This is a genomic window from Cupriavidus sp. CuC1, from assembly GCF_044627735.1.
Classification (GTDB): domain Bacteria; phylum Pseudomonadota; class Gammaproteobacteria; order Burkholderiales; family Burkholderiaceae; genus Cupriavidus; species Cupriavidus ulmosensis.
Genome location: NZ_JBIUHC010000079.1, coordinates 31839 through 47862 on the forward strand (window position 1 = coordinate 31839; position 16024 = coordinate 47862).

Here is a 16024-nt window from a genome sequence, read left to right on the forward strand (position 1 = left end):
GGCGTTGAGGTTCAGGGGCCGGGCACCGGTTAGCGCCCGGGACATGGCACGCTGCGCGCTACGGCGCGATTTCCCTGCGCAGCCGCTCGCCGCCCAGCGGCATGTCGCGCAGGCGCTTGGCCGTAGCATCGAACAGGGCATTGCCGATGGCGCCCGCGGTGGGCCCCATCGCCGCTTCGGCAACGCCCAGGAACGGCGTGCCCGGGCGGTCGATCAGGTGCACGTTGATGGTGGTGGGCACGGCGGAGAAGCGCATGATCGGATAGGCGCTCCAATCGAAGCTGCCGATGCCGCCGGTGTCAAAGCGCAGCTGCTCGTACAGCGTCCAGCTCGCGGCCTGCAGGATGCCGCCCTCGATCTGGTTGCGAACGCCATCCGGATTGACGATCTGCCCGCAATCGACGGCCACCTCCGCATGCTCGAGACGCACCAGGCCCGTGTCGCGCACCACCGAGATCTCCAGCGCGATCGCCATATAGCCCATCAGGTTCTTGTACCTGGCGAACGCGAAGCCGACGCCGCGGCCGGGCTTGCGGCCGCGCCGGGGCCAGCCGAACCTGGCGGCGGCAAGCTGGATCACGTCGCGCGCACGCGGGTCTTCCAGATGCCGCAGCCGGAAGGCGACGGGGTCGGTGTTGGCCACGGCGGCCAGTTCGTCCATGAAGCTCTCGATCGAGAATACGTTCATGTGCGCGCCCAGCGAGCGCATCGCCGAGGTGCGCAGCGGCATGGTCGGCGAGAAGTGGTTGACGATGCGCGAGGCCGGGAGCTTGTAGAGTGGAATCGCGTTGCGGTCGCCGCCGCCCTCGGGCTGCAGCATCGGGACCGAGGGCGCGGGAACGAAGGGCCTGGCCAGCTGCGTGGCGGGCAGCAGCCGGCCCGCGTTGACCACGCGCTCGTTATGCGAGCTGCTCCACAGCGCGTAGTCCCAGTCGACGATATGGCCACTGGCATCGAGCGAGGCCTTGACCTCGGTGACCATGGCCGGCGTGAAGTGGTCCCACAGGTTCTCCTGGTCGCGCATCCATTGCACGCGCACCGGCTGCCCGGGCAGGGCGCGGGCCAGATAGGCGGCGTGCGCAGCGGCGTCGTCGGCGCCGTTGTGCCCGTAGCAGCCCGAGCCTTCCACGTGGATGCAGCGCAGCTTGTCCTTGGGCATCGACAGCATCTCGGCCAGGCCGTCGCGCAGCGGGTAGACGCCTTGGGAGTGGGTCCATACGGTCAGCACACCGTCCTGCATCTGCGCGACGGCGCACGAGGGGTCGATCGATCCGTGCATCAGGTAATCCTTGGAGTAGGTGGCGGTCAGCGTCCTGGCGCCTGCCGGCACAGCGCCCCCGGTATTGGCGATCTCGATGCGCTGCGTGGAGATCTGCTTGAGCTGCGCGATCACGTCGGCGGGGCGGGGCAGCGCGCGCCCCTTGCCCCAGCGGCAGGCGGCGCCGAGCGCGCGCTGTGCCCGCACCGCCTGCCATTCCCCCCTTGCCACCACGGCGAGCAGGTTGCCGTCGCGCACGACGGCGATCACGCCGGGCATGGACTTGACCGCGGTCTCGTCGACCGACAGCAGGGCGGCGTCATAGGCAGGCGGCAGCACCACGCGCGCATGCACCATGCCCGGCATGGCCAGGTCCTGGACATAGCTCGGCTTGCCGGTGACCTTGCCGGGAATGTCCGGCCGAGGCATCGGCGTGCCGATCACGGAGAACGACTTCGGGTCGCGCAGCGGCGAGGCGGGCGTCGCCGCGCGGTGCAGGTTCACCGCGGGCAGCAGTTCGCCGAACGAGAGCGAGCGCCCGTCGGGGGCGGTGATGCGTGCGTTGCCGACCGACAGCGACGCCGCATCGACACGCAACTGCCGCGCGGCCGCTTCTGTCAGCAGCCCGCGCACCTGGGCCGCTGCGTTGAGCAGGGCGCTGCCGCTGTCGGCCATGGTGTGGCTGCCGGCGGTCAGCCCTTCGTCCGGCGAACGGCCGGTATCGGCGCTCAGGAAGGTGATCAGCGCGGGCGCCATCTGCAGTTCTTCGGCCGCCACCTGCAGCAGCGCGGTGCGCACACCGGTGCCCAGCTCGACCTTGCCGGTGTACACCGTGACCTGGTTGTCGGGTGCGATCCTGATCCAGGCGTCGAGATAGGGGTTGGTCTTCAGGCTGCCCGCCAGCGCCTGGTACTGCCGCGCGACCTGCACGGCCGCGCCCTCGTCGGCCAGCACCATCTGCGCGATGGCCTTGCGGCCCGGCAGCAGCGTGAAGCCCACCACCAGCGAGCCCGAGACCAGGAAGGCGCGGCGGCCCGGGTCGATGTGGTCGTCATGGCCGCTCATCGCGCCCCCTCCTTGTTGCCCTCGGCCTTGACCCCGCCCGGGCGCACGGCGCCGGGCGTGCCGGCCACGGCGCGGATGGCCGCCAGGATGCGCATATGGGTGCCGCACCGGCACAGGTTGGGTTCCATGTGCGCGCGCAGCTCGGCCTCGGTGGGATGCGCGTTGACCTCCAGCAGGGCCTGCGCGCGCATGATCATGCCGGCGATGCAGTAGCCGCACTGCGCCGCCTGGTGGTCGATGAACGCCTTCTGCAAGGGACCCGGGCTGTCGGCGGTGCCCAGGCTCTCGATGGTGCGCACCGGCCGGGTGCCGATCGATGCCACCGGCATCAGGCACGAAAACACCAGGCGGTCGCCGACGATGACGGTGCAGGCGCCGCACTGGCCCAGGCCGCAGCCGAACTTGGCGCCGTGCAGGTGCAGTTCGTCGCGCAGGGCGTAGAGCAGCGGCATGGACGGATCGATGTCCAGCTGGTGGCTCGCGCCGTTGACGGTGAGCTTGATCATCTCGCTTCGTCCCCTTTCCTGAGGTTAGCCATGGTGTCCTGCACGCCGGTCCATGGCGGCTGCCGGGAGTAGGTGGCGCGCAGGTAGGCCGCCAGGTCGGCAAGCTGCTGGTCGTCGAAGGCCTGCGCGAACGCAGGCATGTAGTGAATGGCGTCCTCGCCGTTCCACGCCACGCCCTGCAGCATCATCTGGATGGCGTTGCGCGGCGTGCTCGCGTTGACCGCGGAACTGGTGGCGAGGCTGGGGCGGGCACCCACGCTCTGCATCGGCGAACCGGTGCCGTGGCAGGTGGCGCACGCCCCGGTGAAGAGCGTCGCGCCGCGCGCGATGGCGGACTGGTCGGCCACGGCCGCCGAGACCGGTACCACGGCGGGCGCGGGTGCCGGCTTCTGCAGCGACATCAGGTAGGTCGCAATGGCATCGACGTCCGCCTCCGGCACCGTGGCCAGTTCGAGCGTGACTGGCAGCATCGGCCCGGCTGCCGCGCCATGCGCCGCGGACATGCCGGTGCGCAGGTAAGTAGCTAGCTGCGCCTTGGTCCAGGGCACAGGCCCTCCCGCCAGGCGATTCAGCGGCGGCGCTTCCCAGTTGTCCACCACGCCGCCGTCGAAGGCGTGGCCCGGCTTCTCGCCGCCGATCGGGTTGAGCGGCGATGAACGGGCGGCCGAAGGCGATGATGTCGGCGCGGCCGCTGGCGAGCGCGTGCTCGGCGGTGTCGCGGCCATAGCCGCCCGCCAGCATCAGCACGCCGTGGTAGGCCGCGCGCAGTTGCTGGATGATCGCGTCCCAGCGGGGATCGGCGTGCTCCTCCTTGACGGTGCCGACCATGGCCGGCTCGACCAGGTGCAGGTACGCCAGGCCCCGGGTATCGAGCTGGCGCACGATGTAGCCGAAGGTCTCTTCGGGCGATGCATCTCCCATGCCCATGAAGCGCCCCATGGGCGTCAGCCGCACGGCAACGCGCGCGGGCCCGACCTCCGCCGCGATCGCGTCCACCACCTCCAGCAGCAGCCGTGCCCTGTTCTCGATGCTGCCGCCGTAGGCGTCGTCGCGCTGGTTGCTGTTGGAGTTGATGAACTGGTCGAGCAGGTAGCCGTTGCCGGCGTGGATCTCCACGCCGTCCATGCCGGCGGCCATGGCGTTGCGGGCGGCGTGCCGGTAGTCGGACACGATGTCGTGGATGCCGTCGAGGGTCAGCGCCTGCGGCACCGGCACGTCGCCCCAGGCGCCGTTGCCATGCGCGTCGATAATGAAGGTCTTGCCGGGGACCGGCAGGGCGCTGGGCGCCACTGGCAGCGCGCCGCCGGGCTGGAACACGGGGTGCGAAACGCGGCCGACGTGCCACAGCTGCATGAAGATGATGCCGCCCTGGGCGTGCACGGCGTCGCTGACGGCCTGCCATCCCTGGATTTGCGCCGCGCTATGGATGCCCGGTGTCCAGGCGTAGCCCTGGCCCTGCTGCGAGATCTGCGTGGCTTCGGTGACGATCAGCGCCGCGCCGGCACGCTGCCGGTAGTACTCGACATTCATGTCGGTGGGCACGTTGCCGGGCTGGCCGGCGCGCGAGCGCGTCAGCGGCGCCATGGCAACGCGATGCGGCAGGGTATGGTTGCCGAGGCGAATGGAGGTGAAGAGATGGTGGGTCACGGTGGTTCTCCGTCAGGTGCGATGGGTCGGTCGGCGGCAGCAGGCTTGACCTCGCGCCGCGCTGGCTGTCTCGGAAGAGATGACCTGAAGGTTAGTCGCCAACCCATCGCCGGAGAATCGGGCCGCCGCGCAACGTTGCGTTGCGCTGGCGGCAAGGGGGAAGGGGGAAGGGGGAGTCAGCTGCCCGCTTCGTTCCGGCCGGTCGGGCCGGGAATCCGCGAGAGAAAGTCGAGGAAGGCGGCGATGCGCCGCGAGCCGCGCTGGTTGGGCAGGTAGAGCGCGGTGATTGCCGAGCTGGCGCGGTTGGGGTTGACGGTCCAGTCTTCCAGGAGGGCGGTCAGCCGCCCGCCCTGGATATCGTCGTCGACCAGCCAGTCGGGCAGCAGTGCGATGCCGCCGTCGGCCAGCGCCAGTTCGCGCAGCACTTCGGCGTTGTTGCTCTTGAAGGTGCCCGGAACGGGCACCTGGATCTCCTCGGTGCCGCGCAGCAAGGTCCACACCTGCTGGCCCGCGCCGTAAGTGAAGCGCAGGCACGCGTGCCCGGCCAGCTCCGCAGGTGCGGTGGGGATGCCGTACTGCTGCAGATAGCCCGGGCTCGCCACCAACCTGCGCCGGAACGTGCCGATCTGACGCGCCACCACCTCGTCGAGCGTCGCGGCGCTGCCCAGGCGGATGGATAGATCGATGCGTTCGCCGAGCAGGTCGACAATCTCGTCGGTCAGCGTTACCTCCAGTTCCAGCTTCGGATACTGCGCGATCAGGCTGCCGAGGAACGGCGCGATGCAGCGGCGCCCGAACGCCACTGGCAGCGACACGCGAAGCTGGCCCACAGGTGTATCGCCGCGGTCGGCGATAAGCGCATCGGCTTCCGCCACCGCGTCGAGGATCTTGCGCGCCCGCTGGTAATAGGCAGCGCCGGCTTCGGACACCGTCACCTGCCGCGTCGACCGGTTCAGCAGCACGGTGCCCAGCGCCTCCTCCAGGCTGTCCATCATGCGGGTCACCGATGACGTGGCCAGGTTGACCCGGCGCGCGGCGGAGGAGAACCCCTTGGCGTCGACCGTCTCGACGAACAGCTTCAATGCCAGCAGCTTGTCCATAGGTAAGACTCCAGCGGTAAGGGGTGTCCCTGCAGGGGCTCAGTTGCCAGGCTTGTCGGGCGCGCGCAGGGAACGCATGACAGCAGGCGCGCCGTGGAGAAACATGTCCACCTTGCGGCGGATCACGGCGCCGATGTCCGCGGGCACCTTGAGGCCATAGACCCATTTGCGCACGCCGAGATAGAAGATGGCCGCGTGCAGGCCCCAGATCATCTCGACCTCGGCGTCCAGCTCGGCCGCATTGCGCGGCTCTGGGATGCCGTACGCGGCGCGCACCTCGGCCAGCACGGGCAGGAAGACCTTGCTGCGCAGCTTGTTGAGGTACTTGTTGTTGATGCCTTCCCGCGTGAGGCCGGCAAAGATGAAGACCCGGATCCATTCCTCGCGCAGGATCACGGAGGCATAGTCGAGGTAGAACGCATACAGACGTTCGGTCAGCGGCGTGGCGCGATCGGCGATCTGGCGTTCCCAGTCGGGCCGCCATTGGAACACTTCGCTGTAGACCCGATCGATCAGCGCCTCCTTGCTGGAGAAGTAGCGGTACAGCAAGGGCTGGGTGACGCCAATCTGCTTGGCGAGATCGCGCGTGCTGCCGGAGAATCCGTTGCGCGTGAAGTGTTCGATGGCCTTCTGCACGATCTGCTGCTCCCGTTCTTCGGGGAGCAGCCGTTTTGCGGTCTTGGCCGGGGCAGCGGGCTCCGGCGGCGTTGCGTCTCGTTTCATTCGATCACCTGTGACAGGCACGTCCCTTGCGGGGCGCTTGCGGCATTGTACCAATCGGGTGATAAATTGCGAGACGCGGCCGGGCTGCCGGCAGTGCGGCCGGCAGCACAGGGCACGGGACCTACCGTGGCTTGACCAGCCCGAGCTCGCAATCGACCAGCTGATTGTTGAAGGCGCCGCGTTCACGCGCACCGCGCGCAGACCGATCGGTGACCGAGAACACGTAGATGCCGGCAAAGGCCACCAGCATGGAGAACAGCGCCGGATATTCGTAGGGGTAGATGGCGCTCGCATGGCCGAGCACCTGCACCCACACTGTCGGGCTCAGCACCGTCAGCACCACCGCGGTCAGCAGCCCGAGAGAGCCGCCCACCACGGCGCCCCGCGTGGTCAGTCCGCGCCAGTAGATCGACAGCAGCAGCACCGGGAAGTTCGAGCTGGCGGCGATCGAAAAGGTCAGGCTGACGATAAAGGCAATGGTCTGCTTCTCGAACAGGATGCCTAGCAGGATGGACAGCACGCCGAGCACCAGTGTGGTCATCCGGGAGACACGCATCTCCTCCTTGTCGGTGGCGCTGACCTGGCGCAGGACCTTGGCATAGAGGTCGTGCGAGATGGCGGAGGAGCCGGCCAGCGTCAGCCCCGCCACCACGGCCAGGATGGTCGAGAACGCCACAGCGCAGATGAAGCCGAGGAAGAGGTTTCCGCCGACGGCATGGGCCAGGTGCACGGCCACCATGTTGACGCCGCCGATCACTGCGCCGGAAGGCGTGTGGTAGGCCGGCTCGCTGGCCACCAGCGCGATGGTGCCGAAGCCGATGATGATGATCAGCGCGTAGCCGAGGCCGACGATGCCGGTGGCATACAGGATGCTCTTGCGTGCCGCCTTGACGTCGCCGACGGTGAAGAAGCGCATCAGGATATGCGGCAAGCCGGCGGTGCCGAAGATCAGCGCCAGGCCGAGCGATACCGCCGAGACTGGGTCGGAGACGAGCCCGCCCGGGCTCATGATGGCCGCGTGCTTGCCGTGGGCCTCGATGGCCTGCGCGAACAACGCATTCAGGCTGAAGCCGAAGCGGCTCATGACCATGAACGCCATGAAAGCGGCGCCCGCGAGCAGCAGCACCGCCTTGATGATCTGGATCCAGGTGGTGGCCAGCATGCCGCCGAAGAACACATAGACCACCATCAGCACGCCGACCAGCACGACCGCCGCCGTGTAGCTGAAGCCGAACAGCAGCTCCACCAGCTTGCCGGCCCCCACCATCTGCGATACCAGGTACAGCAGCACGATGACGATGGAGCTGGACGCGGAGAACGCGCGGATCGGGCGCTGCTGGAGGCGGTAGGAGACCACGTCCGCCAGCGTGAAGCGGCCCAGGTTGCGCAGCGGCTCGGCGATCAGGAACAGGATGATCGGCCAGCTGGCGAGAAAGCCGATGGAGTAGATCAGGCCGTCGTAGCCGCTGGTGAAGACCAGCGCGGAGATGCCCAGCAGGGAGGCCGCCGACATGTAGTCGCCGGCAATGGCCCAGCCGTTCTGCAGTGCGGTGATCTTGCCACCTGCTGCATAGTGGTCGGCCACGCTGTGGTTGCTCCTGGCGGCCCAGCGCGTGACCACCAGCGTGGCGGCGACGAACACCAGGAACATGGCGATGGCGATGACGTTCATGCCCTGGCCCACCGAGCTCTGTGCCGCGGACGCTGGCAAGGCCGCAAGCAGCAGGGCTGCGGCAGTGGCGGAGATGGAGAAAATGGCGGTTCGTTTCATTTTGCTGCCCCTTGCTTGAGCTCGCCGATGCGCTGGTCGTACACGGTGTTGGTGCGATGCACGTACACCGCCACCAGCAGGAAGGTCAGCGCGAACATGCCGAAGCCCACGGGAATGCCCACGCTCATGGGCTGGCCCAGGGTCAGCTGGCGGCCCAGCAGCGCGGGCCGGAAGGCGAGCGTGAGGATGTAGCCGAAGTACACCGCCAGCATGATGGCGGTCAGGGCCCACGCGAACCTGCGCCGCGCGCGCACCAGGGACTGGAATGCCGGATCGGCGAGCAGGGGATTCGGTGGGGGCGCGGCGAGCGCGGCGCTTTCGCGGGCGGCTGCGGCAAAGGTGGGGGCGGTGTGTTCCAAGGTTGTCTCCGTTGGGGGCGGTTGGTCTGGCGGGGGGCGGCGGCGCGCTCAGAAGCGCGTCGACACCGCCGTCTCGCGCATCACGGCTTCCGGCGTGCGATAGCGCTCGGCCATCTGACGATCGGTCTCGTTCTTGAGCTGCGCCTGCATATAGGCGCCGAGGTGGCGCGCGTGCTGGACGATGGCCGCGCCCACCTGCACGCGCTCGGCACTGTAGCTTTCCAGTGCGGCACTGACGCTGTCATGCGCTTGCAAGGCCTTGACCAGCGAGATGGCGTCGCCCGCGGCCTTGGTCACGCCCATGCCGCAGTGCGGGCGTGCCACGAAGGCGGCGTCGCCGAGCAGCGCCACGCGGCCGAAGGCCATGCTCGGCACCTCGAGGTCGAAGATGGGCTGGAACAGCGGCTGCGCGGCCTTGGTCACCACCTCGCCGAACTGGGGCGCCAGGTTGGCCAGCGCGGCTTCCTCCATGCTCGCCAGCACGTCCGGGCGGATCAACCCCGGCGGGATGCCGCCGGACCAGCGCTTGCCGCTGGCGTCGGTCAGCAGGTCGGGCAGGTCCACGTCTTCGCTGGTGGCGCGGTACCACACGAAATTGTAGCGGCGCTCGCCAACCCGGGTGCTGTTGCCCTGGCCCGCCACCGGGTAGCCGAGGATCTGCTCGCGCGGCGGCAGGCAGAAGGCGAACTTCTCGAACAGCATGTCGCGCGTGGCTTCGCTCAGGCTCGTTTCGTCCACCAGGCCGCGCCAGGCGATGTACCCTGCGTACTGGAGCCGGGCCTCGGGCAACAGGCACTCGCGCAACGCGGAGCGGAAGCCGTCCGCGGCGACCACAAGATCGGCGTGATGGACCGAGCCGTCGTCCAGCATCACCACGGCGTGACCGGGCTCGCTGCGCACTGACACCACATTGGCGCCCGTGCGGTACGTGCCCCCGGTGAAGGCGGACCGCAGCACGTGGTACATCTTGCCCCATGCCGTCAGCGTTTGCGGCAGCTCACGCTGGGACAGGATGCTGCCGTCCTGGCCCAGCGTCAGCCGGGACTTCACCTGCACGCCGATGGAGTCGTCCACCTCGACCCCGGCGGCGGCCAGGGCCTCGAACAATTCCGGATGTGTGACGATGCCCGCGCCGCGCCCGGCAAGGGCTTCGGGAACACGCTCGCATACCTCCACCTCCCACCCGCCGCGGGCGAGCAGGTTGGCCGCGAACAGCCCGCCCAGCGAGCCGCCCACGATGATGGCCTTCGGCCGTGTAGATAGGGTTGTCATAGTCAGTCTCCTGCCACTGCGGGGAGGGGCGCGCGCGCGCCGTTGCCCGGGATTTCAAGGCCCGCCACCTCGGCGGCGGGGTAGTTCAGTTCGATGGTGACGCCGGAAGGGTCCTCGATGAATACTTGGTGCAGGCCCAGGCTGGGGACGGTGCGGTCGCGCCACGGGATGCCCTCGGCTGCCAGCCTTGCCCACATCTGCGCCACGCCGGTGGCCAGGAACGCGATGTGGTCGATGGTGCCGGTGCCCGCCGCCGAGGGGGCGCGGTCGCCGAGGTAGGCGGATAGCCCGTCAGGGTTGTCGGGGTCGACACCGATGATGTGGACCGTACCGAAGTCACTTTCGTCCCCGCCCATGTACAGCCATGCGCCGGGGAAATCGAAAGGCGGGCGATAGCCTTGCTTGAAGCCGAGAATGCGTTCATAGAAGGCGCAGGATTGCTCGAGGTCCGTGGTGCGGATCGAGAAGTGCGCGAGCTTGCGGATTGCCATGGTTGCCTCTGTTATTGATCGATCGATTAGTGATCGTTTGATAAATTGTAGAACGATTGGATGGAACGGCCAAGAGCGGGCAAGGGGAGTACTTACCCTGATCGGTGTAGTGCGTGCCGGCTGCGCCACTTCTGCGCAGCGCAGCTCTGCTCCTTAGTGCAGTGCGATCCCCATGATGCGGTTACCCATGCGGATGCCCCACTGGGTCATCTGTTCGCCTTGCGCGTGTTCGCCCTGCTGCCAGATCTGTAGCGCCTGGTCCGGGTCGGCCGTGCCGTCGAGCGCCTTGGCCAGCGCCACGGCATTGGCCGCGGCCTTGGCGGTGCTGCCGGCGGTATGGGGACGGGGAATGAAGGCGGCATCGCCGGTCAGCAGTACGCGGCCGAACACCATGCGCGGCACCTGCAGGTCCTGGATGGCCTGGACGAAGATCTGACCGGTGTTGTCGATCAGCGCGCGGAACGCGGGGTTGGCGCGCGCGGCGGCGGTCTGGCGAAACCAGCTCTCCTGCTCAGTCGACAGCATGCCCGGCGGGATCGAATGGCTGCGGCGTTTTCCGTTGCGATCGGTGAGCACGGCATCGAGCGCCACGCCGGGCTCGGCCTTCAGGTACCACAGCCAGTTGAAGCGGCGCCGTCCGGACGCCGTAGCGCCGTCGGCACCGGGCACCATGTACTGCAGCATCATCGAGTCGTGGTCTTGCTGGAACACGAAGTTCTCGTGCAGCAGTGGCCTGGCCGCTTCGGGCAGACGGCCTTCGTCGACCAGGCCACGCCAGACGACATAGCCGGCATAGCTGGGGGCGACGCCGGGCAGCACGATCCTGCGCACCGTGGATCCGGCGCCGTCGGCACCGACCAGCAACTCACCGCACGCCTGGCGTCCATCGGCGAAGGTGGCGCAAACGCCGTGCTCGTGCTGCGCGATAGCGGTGAGCGCCGCGCCGCGGTGATAGTGCGCCGCCGGGAAATGATCCAGCAAGGCGGCATACAGCGCGTTCCACGAGGTCTGTGTCTGCGGCATGCGCTGGCGGTGGAGCACGTGGCCGCCGTGGTCCAGGAACAGCCGGTCGTGCGAGCGCACACCCAGCGCTCCGTGCGCCGCGATGCCGGCGAACGAGAACGCCCGCAGCACCTCCGGCTGCAACACAATGCCGCCGCCACGGCTGTCGAGGTCCGATGCCGAACGCTCGAACACGTCGACCTGCCAGCCCACGGTGCGCAGCGCGGTGGCGGTGAACAGGCCGCCCAGCGAGCCGCCTATGACCAGGGCCTTGCGCGGGCCGACGGAGGATGCGTCATTGGTGTTCATGTGTGGCTCCAGAGTGCGAGTGGATGGACTGCATCGTAGAAGCGTCCAGGCCCAGAGAGAATGCATGGCGGGGGCAAAGCAGTTTTGCGTGGGCGGCAACGGGGAGGGCGCCTTCGCCCCGCAAACCTGGCGTTGCGCGGCCGGCAACGCAGGTTTGCGCTGGCATGCCATTGCGCCGGTGCGGCCCGCCATCTACGCTGGCTCCATCACTTACGCAAGGAACCGTCATGAAACCCGTCGACACCCAGATCACCTATGACTTCATTTGCCCGTGGTGCTGGATCGGCCATCGCAACCTGAAGGCCGCCATTGAGCGCATGCCGACCGAGGCCGCTCCCACGATTTCTTATGTGCCCTATGAACTCAACCCGGGCATGCCGCTGGAAGGCGCCGATCGCAAGGCCTATCGCACCGCGAAGTTCGGCAACTGGGCCCGCTCGCAGGCCATGGACGCAGAGGTGGCGATGATGGGCCGGCGCACCGGGCTGGATTTCAACTATGACCTGATCACGGTCACGCCCAATACCCGGCTTGCGCACCGGCTGATGGCATTCGCCCAACAGACCGGCGACGCAGCCATGGCGGAGGCGTTGTTCGATGCCATCTTCGCTGCGTACTTTTCCCGCGGGGAGCACATCGGCCGGGTCGGTGTGCTCGTGCCGCTGGCCGTATCGGCCGGCTTCGATGCACAAGCCGTGCGCAGCCACCTGTCGGGCACCGACGGCGAAGCGGAGGTCGTGGCGGCACAAGCGAAGGCGCAGCGCGACGGCGTCCGCTCCGTGCCCACGATCCGGATCGGCAGTACCGCCATCGCTGGGGCGCAGCCGCCTTCGATCATGGAGAAGGCGTTGCAGGCGGCAGTCGGCGAAGCCCTTTGATAGCGAGCGCGCAGCACGCGCACCGGGCGGCTGCCGCAAAGAACCTGGAGAACACAAAATGAACAAGCAAGCGACCTTACATTACGTCTACGACCCGATTTGCGGATGGTGCTACGGTCTTGCGCCGCTCGTGTCGGCGGCCGACGAAGCCGGCCTGAGGGTGGTGCCGCACAGCGGCGGCATGCTGGCGGGAGATCGGGCGCAGAACATGTCCGCCGAATGGCGGGATTTCGTTCGCCCTCACGAGGAGCGCATCACCGCGCTCAGCGGGCAGCCATTCAGCGAGACGTACCAGCAGGGCACGCAGTTCGACTACGACGTCAGGCTGGATTCCGGCCCGCCCACCGCGGCGATGCTGGCCGCCGAATGCATCGCCGGCGCCGGGCTGAAGATGCTCGAACGCCTTCAGGCTGCGTACTACCGCGAAGGACGCCCGATCGCCGAGCGCAAGGAACTGATCCAGATTGCCGACGAACTGGGGCTCGATGCAGCGTCGTTCGCAAACGCCTACGACAAGGCGAGTTTGACGCTGCCTGACCACTTCGAGCGGACGCAGGCGCTACTCGAGGAGATAGGCGGCCGTGGTTACCCGGCGCTGGCCATCGAGCAGGGCGGCAAGATCTCGAGGCTGCGTCTGGGGCAGTATTTCGGGAAGCCGGAGCAGTTCAAGAAGGCAATGGGAGAGGTTTTGGCACAATGAGCGCGTGCTTCGGTGCAAAAATATGTCGGAAATGAGGCCCTGGAAACGGCTGGCAGACGCCATCGTCGATGTTTCAACATGGATGGCGCAGGTGTGCACTTATGCTCACTGTTCTAATTTGGAGCCTGCCTGGCGAGCAAAAGCTATGGTCACCATCTCGGGCTTCGGCATGTCCGGCTCGCCAATCCAAGCGGATAGAGCGCCAGCATGCTCGCGTTAGCTCACGGGTACGACATTTCTATTTGGCTCAAGTACGACATTACTATTTGGCCCTGACATGGCTTGTCTAGGCAAAGGCTGATTTAATCAGTGCGGCAGTCATCGTTGAGTGGCTCGTAAGCGTTGTCATGTGTGTGCCCGAGCGATGAATCAGAGATGAAGCGACAGATCAGTTTTGCGGAAGCGGAAAGCGACGGCAAGAAGCGCGTGACCCGTCGCCAACGACTGTCGGACGAAGCACTGGAAGATGCGCTGTACGACGGCATCGCGATGCGCACGTTTGCAGGAGCGGGCTTCAAACCACCCGGTGCCGGTTGACTTCCAGCCGATGCAATACGTGCGATGGCTTCTTCAAGACCCAGTCCCCGACCATTCGGCTTGTGGGAAGCCAGCAATGGCAGTGGCATTGGGCAATTCCCCCCGGTGCCACGGTCATAGCCGGAGCCCTTGTAGGCTTCGAGTCGGCAAATTCAGCTCGGGGCAGCCAAGCATCGGCGAATAACTTGTTTGCGCATGATCCATCCTGCACATGATAGCTCGCGCTGAATTCACCCACTCAGCTGCTAGCGCGCCTTTCCTGACGGGGAAGAATAGGCCGGGAGGGGGATGTATTCACAGAAGCTATCTCTGTTCCGGCTAAGATCATCCGGGCGGGCTAGATTCACAGAGTTAGTGAAAATATGGCGAAGTGCTGTAGGATAATTGAACTGTTATCTATAGACGGAGACCGAGATGGCTACCTACAAGCAATTGCTGGCAGAAAAGGAAAAGCTGGAAACCCAGCTCGCCGAAGTTCGTCAAAGCGAGGTCGCTGGAGTCATTGAGAAAATCCAGGCTTTGATGGCAGAGTATGAACTCACCGTCGATGACTTGGTGCCGAAACGACGCCGTGGACGCCCGGCGGCTAGTGACAAGCCTAAGGCTGCGGCGAAAGAGAAGGCCTCGCTGCCGCCAAAGTATATGGACGCCAAGACTGGTGCCACCTGGACCGGCCGTGGTCGGGCACCGGCGTGGCTAGGGAAGAATCGCGACAAGTTTCTGATTGCAGAGGCATGAGCCTGTTCACCATGGTCGGGTGATAGCGGTGAGCCGGAAACGAGCGGGACGCCGCCGCGGTGGCATCCCATTTGATGACTTGCATGGTGGGCGAGGGTGACAGTGCTCGGTGCGGGTCGATGGTTGAGCTGCGCTACAGCCGTTCGCTCACTTCATGGGCAGCCAGCAACTGTGAGATCCCGGACAACCCCATTGCCTCGGCCATCTCGCGTGGGGTTTCGCAGTCGTCGATGCGCGTCCGGCTAGCTGCGTCCGCACCAGCCGCCAGCAGCATCTCTACCGCAGGCAAATTGCGCACGCTCACGGCCATGTGCAGTGCGCTGTAGTCGTTGATGCCGCGCTGCGCAGGATCGGCGCCGAAGGCCAGCAGCAGCCTGAGCACCTCGATCACATCCGTTCGTGCGGGTGCGCCTGGCCGGGCGAGACTACATGAAAGCGCCGCAATCAGCGGTGGAAAGCCCGCGTGATCCACCGGCCGGGGATCCGCCCCGATCTCGAGCAGGGTGCGGATAAGGGACAGCGGGCTATGGTAGATCGCGTACTCCAGGCAAGCCCCAATCCCCGGCGGCATGGGTCCGTTGGGAATGCATGCCGGATCATCAACCGCCGCCCGCAGCGCGTCGAGGTCGCCGGTGCAGAAGGCCGCATGGATCTTCACGAACCGCCGGTATCCCACGCATCGCTCGATGTCTGGCTTCTTCATTCTTCATTTCATGTCGCCTGATCTGGCACCATTGTAGCTTTCGGGAGGGAGCCTCGGGGCGAGGATCAACGCGGCGATTTCGCTTGGCTGCTCACGTGGGCACGGTGGGTGATGGTCCATGGCGAGCATCCTTTGATCACAAAAATGCAATTAATCGCCAGGATTCCTACCCCAACCTTAAACCGGGGTTTGGCAGCACAAGCTACCTGCCTGGGGAGGGGGCCGGACGGGCTCTCAGCATCAGGGGGACGCCCATCCTTCACTGACGCACCTGTGTGGCTTCGTGCCGTGCAGCGTCCTCGCTGTGCAAATCGGCGCAGGTGGTGCCGAATCCCATACCACGCGGTGGCGAACGTCGTCCTGTCCGCCCACCGTGCAGCAGAACTAAACCGCGATTTTTCCGGGCGTGGGGGAAGCGGGTTATTTCACGAACGTGAATGGTGTGCCAAGAACGCGAGCATCAGCAAATCGATGTTCGCGATGCTTTACTGAAGATGAGGGACGGCCCCTCGAAGTCGGCTTGCAGGAGCCGGCTTCAAACCGCCACAAGCTGCGTGGGTAAAGAGCCCTCGTGGTGAGCGTTGTTGGAAAAGTCGGGGGGAAACCCCGGCAGGTGGGAGTCAAAGAGACGAACGTGAGTGAACCGCTGATGACGTGTCGTAATCGTGATAATCGATGTCAAAACCGGGGGGCTTTCATGCTCCGGGACAAGTTTGGGCGATGCCTGCTGACGGCCCACTCGGCATCCGGCATAAAGGCGGCGTGACTTTGACTCAGGCTTCAGTAAGGAACTTGGGAACCTGTCGTCCCGATGCGAAGGGAGAAATCCAAGCGGAAGGCCTCCGCAAGGATGAGAGTACCGATGCGGGGCACAGGGGCGGAGACGTCCGTAGTGTGCGCTGAGCAGCGCGTTGTTCAGGAGGGTTGAAGTCCCTCTGGCGCCCGGATGAGGGGTGCCATATCCG

At 66.4% G+C, this 16024-nt stretch carries 13 protein-coding genes and 3 pseudogenes; 4 read left to right on the forward strand and 12 right to left on the reverse strand.

The window, feature by feature from the left end; translation table 11 throughout:
• Window positions 1-58: 58 nt before the first annotated feature.
• From ACGLHR_RS29355 to ACGLHR_RS29405, 11 genes and pseudogenes are all read right to left on the reverse strand, one after another.
• Window positions 59-2323, reverse strand: a complete 2265-nt coding sequence (locus ACGLHR_RS29355; protein ID WP_400097961.1) for a molybdopterin cofactor-binding domain-containing protein — start codon at window positions 2321-2323, stop codon at window positions 59-61.
• Complete coding sequence (locus ACGLHR_RS29360; RefSeq protein WP_400097963.1) at window positions 2320-2829, reverse strand: (2Fe-2S)-binding protein; 510 nt, start codon at window positions 2827-2829, stop codon at window positions 2320-2322. Before ACGLHR_RS29360 ends, ACGLHR_RS29355 begins: the two co-directional genes overlap by 4 nt.
• Window positions 2826-3494, reverse strand: a pseudogene (locus tag ACGLHR_RS29365) (c-type cytochrome); the annotation flags it as partial. The pseudogene ACGLHR_RS29365 and the gene ACGLHR_RS29360, both read right to left, overlap by 4 nt.
• Window positions 3466-4476, reverse strand: a pseudogene (locus tag ACGLHR_RS29370) (alkene reductase); the annotation flags it as partial. The pseudogenes ACGLHR_RS29370 and ACGLHR_RS29365, both read right to left, overlap by 29 nt.
• A 176-nt stretch (window positions 4477-4652) precedes the next feature.
• Window positions 4653-5576, reverse strand: a complete 924-nt coding sequence (locus ACGLHR_RS29375) for a LysR family transcriptional regulator (RefSeq protein WP_400097965.1) — start codon at window positions 5574-5576, stop codon at window positions 4653-4655.
• Window positions 5577-5615: 39 nt separating this feature from the next.
• Window positions 5616-6299 carry a TetR/AcrR family transcriptional regulator gene (locus ACGLHR_RS29380; protein WP_400097967.1) on the reverse strand — a complete coding sequence of 228 codons (684 nt, stop codon included), beginning with the start codon at window positions 6297-6299 and terminating at the stop codon, window positions 5616-5618.
• 121 nt (window positions 6300-6420) lie between these two features.
• Complete coding sequence (gene actP, locus ACGLHR_RS29385) at window positions 6421-8070, reverse strand: cation/acetate symporter ActP (protein ID WP_400097968.1); 1650 nt, start codon at window positions 8068-8070, stop codon at window positions 6421-6423.
• Entirely contained in the window at window positions 8067-8429 is a 363-nt protein-coding gene (locus ACGLHR_RS29390; protein WP_267602488.1) for a DUF485 domain-containing protein, read from the reverse strand. Before ACGLHR_RS29390 ends, actP begins: the two co-directional genes overlap by 4 nt.
• A gap of 48 nt (window positions 8430-8477) precedes the next feature.
• Window positions 8478-9701: an FAD binding domain-containing protein gene (locus ACGLHR_RS29395; RefSeq protein ID WP_400097970.1), complete on the reverse strand. Its 1224-nt coding sequence runs from the start codon at window positions 9699-9701 to the stop codon at window positions 8478-8480.
• Between the two features lie 2 nt (window positions 9702-9703).
• Window positions 9704-10192, reverse strand: a complete 489-nt coding sequence (locus tag ACGLHR_RS29400) for a VOC family protein (RefSeq protein ID WP_400097972.1) — start codon at window positions 10190-10192, stop codon at window positions 9704-9706.
• A gap of 153 nt (window positions 10193-10345) precedes the next feature.
• Window positions 10346-11503, reverse strand: a complete 1158-nt coding sequence (locus tag ACGLHR_RS29405; RefSeq protein WP_400097974.1) for an FAD binding domain-containing protein — start codon at window positions 11501-11503, stop codon at window positions 10346-10348.
• A gap of 227 nt (window positions 11504-11730) precedes the next feature.
• Between ACGLHR_RS29405 and ACGLHR_RS29410 the strand changes: the two genes are divergently transcribed.
• The 4 genes and pseudogenes from ACGLHR_RS29410 to ACGLHR_RS29425 all read left to right on the forward strand — a co-directional run bounded on the left by ACGLHR_RS29410 (window position 11731) and on the right by ACGLHR_RS29425 (window position 14356).
• Window positions 11731-12381 carry a DsbA family oxidoreductase gene (locus ACGLHR_RS29410; RefSeq protein ID WP_400097976.1) on the forward strand — a complete coding sequence of 217 codons (651 nt, stop codon included), beginning with the start codon at window positions 11731-11733 and terminating at the stop codon, window positions 12379-12381.
• 58 nt (window positions 12382-12439) lie between these two features.
• The gene (locus ACGLHR_RS29415; RefSeq protein WP_400097978.1) at window positions 12440-13081 is read left to right on the forward strand and encodes a DsbA family protein; all 642 of its coding nucleotides are present in this window, start codon (window positions 12440-12442) and stop codon (window positions 13079-13081) included.
• Window positions 13082-13456: 375 nt separating this feature from the next.
• Window positions 13457-13588 (forward strand): annotated as a pseudogene (locus ACGLHR_RS29420) (IS5/IS1182 family transposase); the annotation flags it as partial.
• 444 nt (window positions 13589-14032) lie between these two features.
• Entirely contained in the window at window positions 14033-14356 is a 324-nt protein-coding gene (locus tag ACGLHR_RS29425; protein ID WP_400097980.1) for an H-NS histone family protein, read from the forward strand.
• A 133-nt stretch (window positions 14357-14489) separates the two neighbouring features.
• Here ACGLHR_RS29425 and ACGLHR_RS29430 read toward each other — a convergent pair whose 3' ends face one another.
• The gene (locus ACGLHR_RS29430; protein WP_400097982.1) at window positions 14490-15059 is read right to left on the reverse strand and encodes an ankyrin repeat domain-containing protein; all 570 of its coding nucleotides are present in this window, start codon (window positions 15057-15059) and stop codon (window positions 14490-14492) included.
• Window positions 15060-16024: the final 965 nt, after the last annotated feature.

Bases quoted from the DNA above. Each gene is read 5' to 3' on its own strand.
- ACGLHR_RS29355 (WP_400097961.1), bottom strand. From the start codon at position 2,323: ATGAGCGGCCATGACGACCACATCGACCCGGGCCGCCGCGCCTTCCTG.
- ACGLHR_RS29360 (WP_400097963.1), bottom strand. From the start codon at position 2,829: ATGATCAAGCTCACCGTCAACGGCGCGAGCCACCAGCTGGACATCGAT.
- ACGLHR_RS29375 (WP_400097965.1), bottom strand. From the start codon at position 5,576: ATGGACAAGCTGCTGGCATTGAAGCTGTTCGTCGAGACGGTCGACGCC.
- ACGLHR_RS29380 (WP_400097967.1), bottom strand. From the start codon at position 6,299: ATGAAACGAGACGCAACGCCGCCGGAGCCCGCTGCCCCGGCCAAGACC.
- actP (WP_400097968.1), bottom strand. From the start codon at position 8,070: ATGAAACGAACCGCCATTTTCTCCATCTCCGCCACTGCCGCAGCCCTG.
- ACGLHR_RS29395 (WP_400097970.1), bottom strand. From the start codon at position 9,701: ATGACAACCCTATCTACACGGCCGAAGGCCATCATCGTGGGCGGCTCG.
- ACGLHR_RS29400 (WP_400097972.1), bottom strand. From the start codon at position 10,192: ATGGCAATCCGCAAGCTCGCGCACTTCTCGATCCGCACCACGGACCTC.
- ACGLHR_RS29405 (WP_400097974.1), bottom strand. From the start codon at position 11,503: ATGAACACCAATGACGCATCCTCCGTCGGCCCGCGCAAGGCCCTGGTC.
- ACGLHR_RS29410 (WP_400097976.1), top strand. From the start codon at position 11,731: ATGAAACCCGTCGACACCCAGATCACCTATGACTTCATTTGCCCGTGG.
- ACGLHR_RS29415 (WP_400097978.1), top strand. From the start codon at position 12,440: ATGAACAAGCAAGCGACCTTACATTACGTCTACGACCCGATTTGCGGA.
- ACGLHR_RS29425 (WP_400097980.1), top strand. From the start codon at position 14,033: ATGGCTACCTACAAGCAATTGCTGGCAGAAAAGGAAAAGCTGGAAACC.
- ACGLHR_RS29430 (WP_400097982.1), bottom strand. From the start codon at position 15,059: ATGAAGAAGCCAGACATCGAGCGATGCGTGGGATACCGGCGGTTCGTG.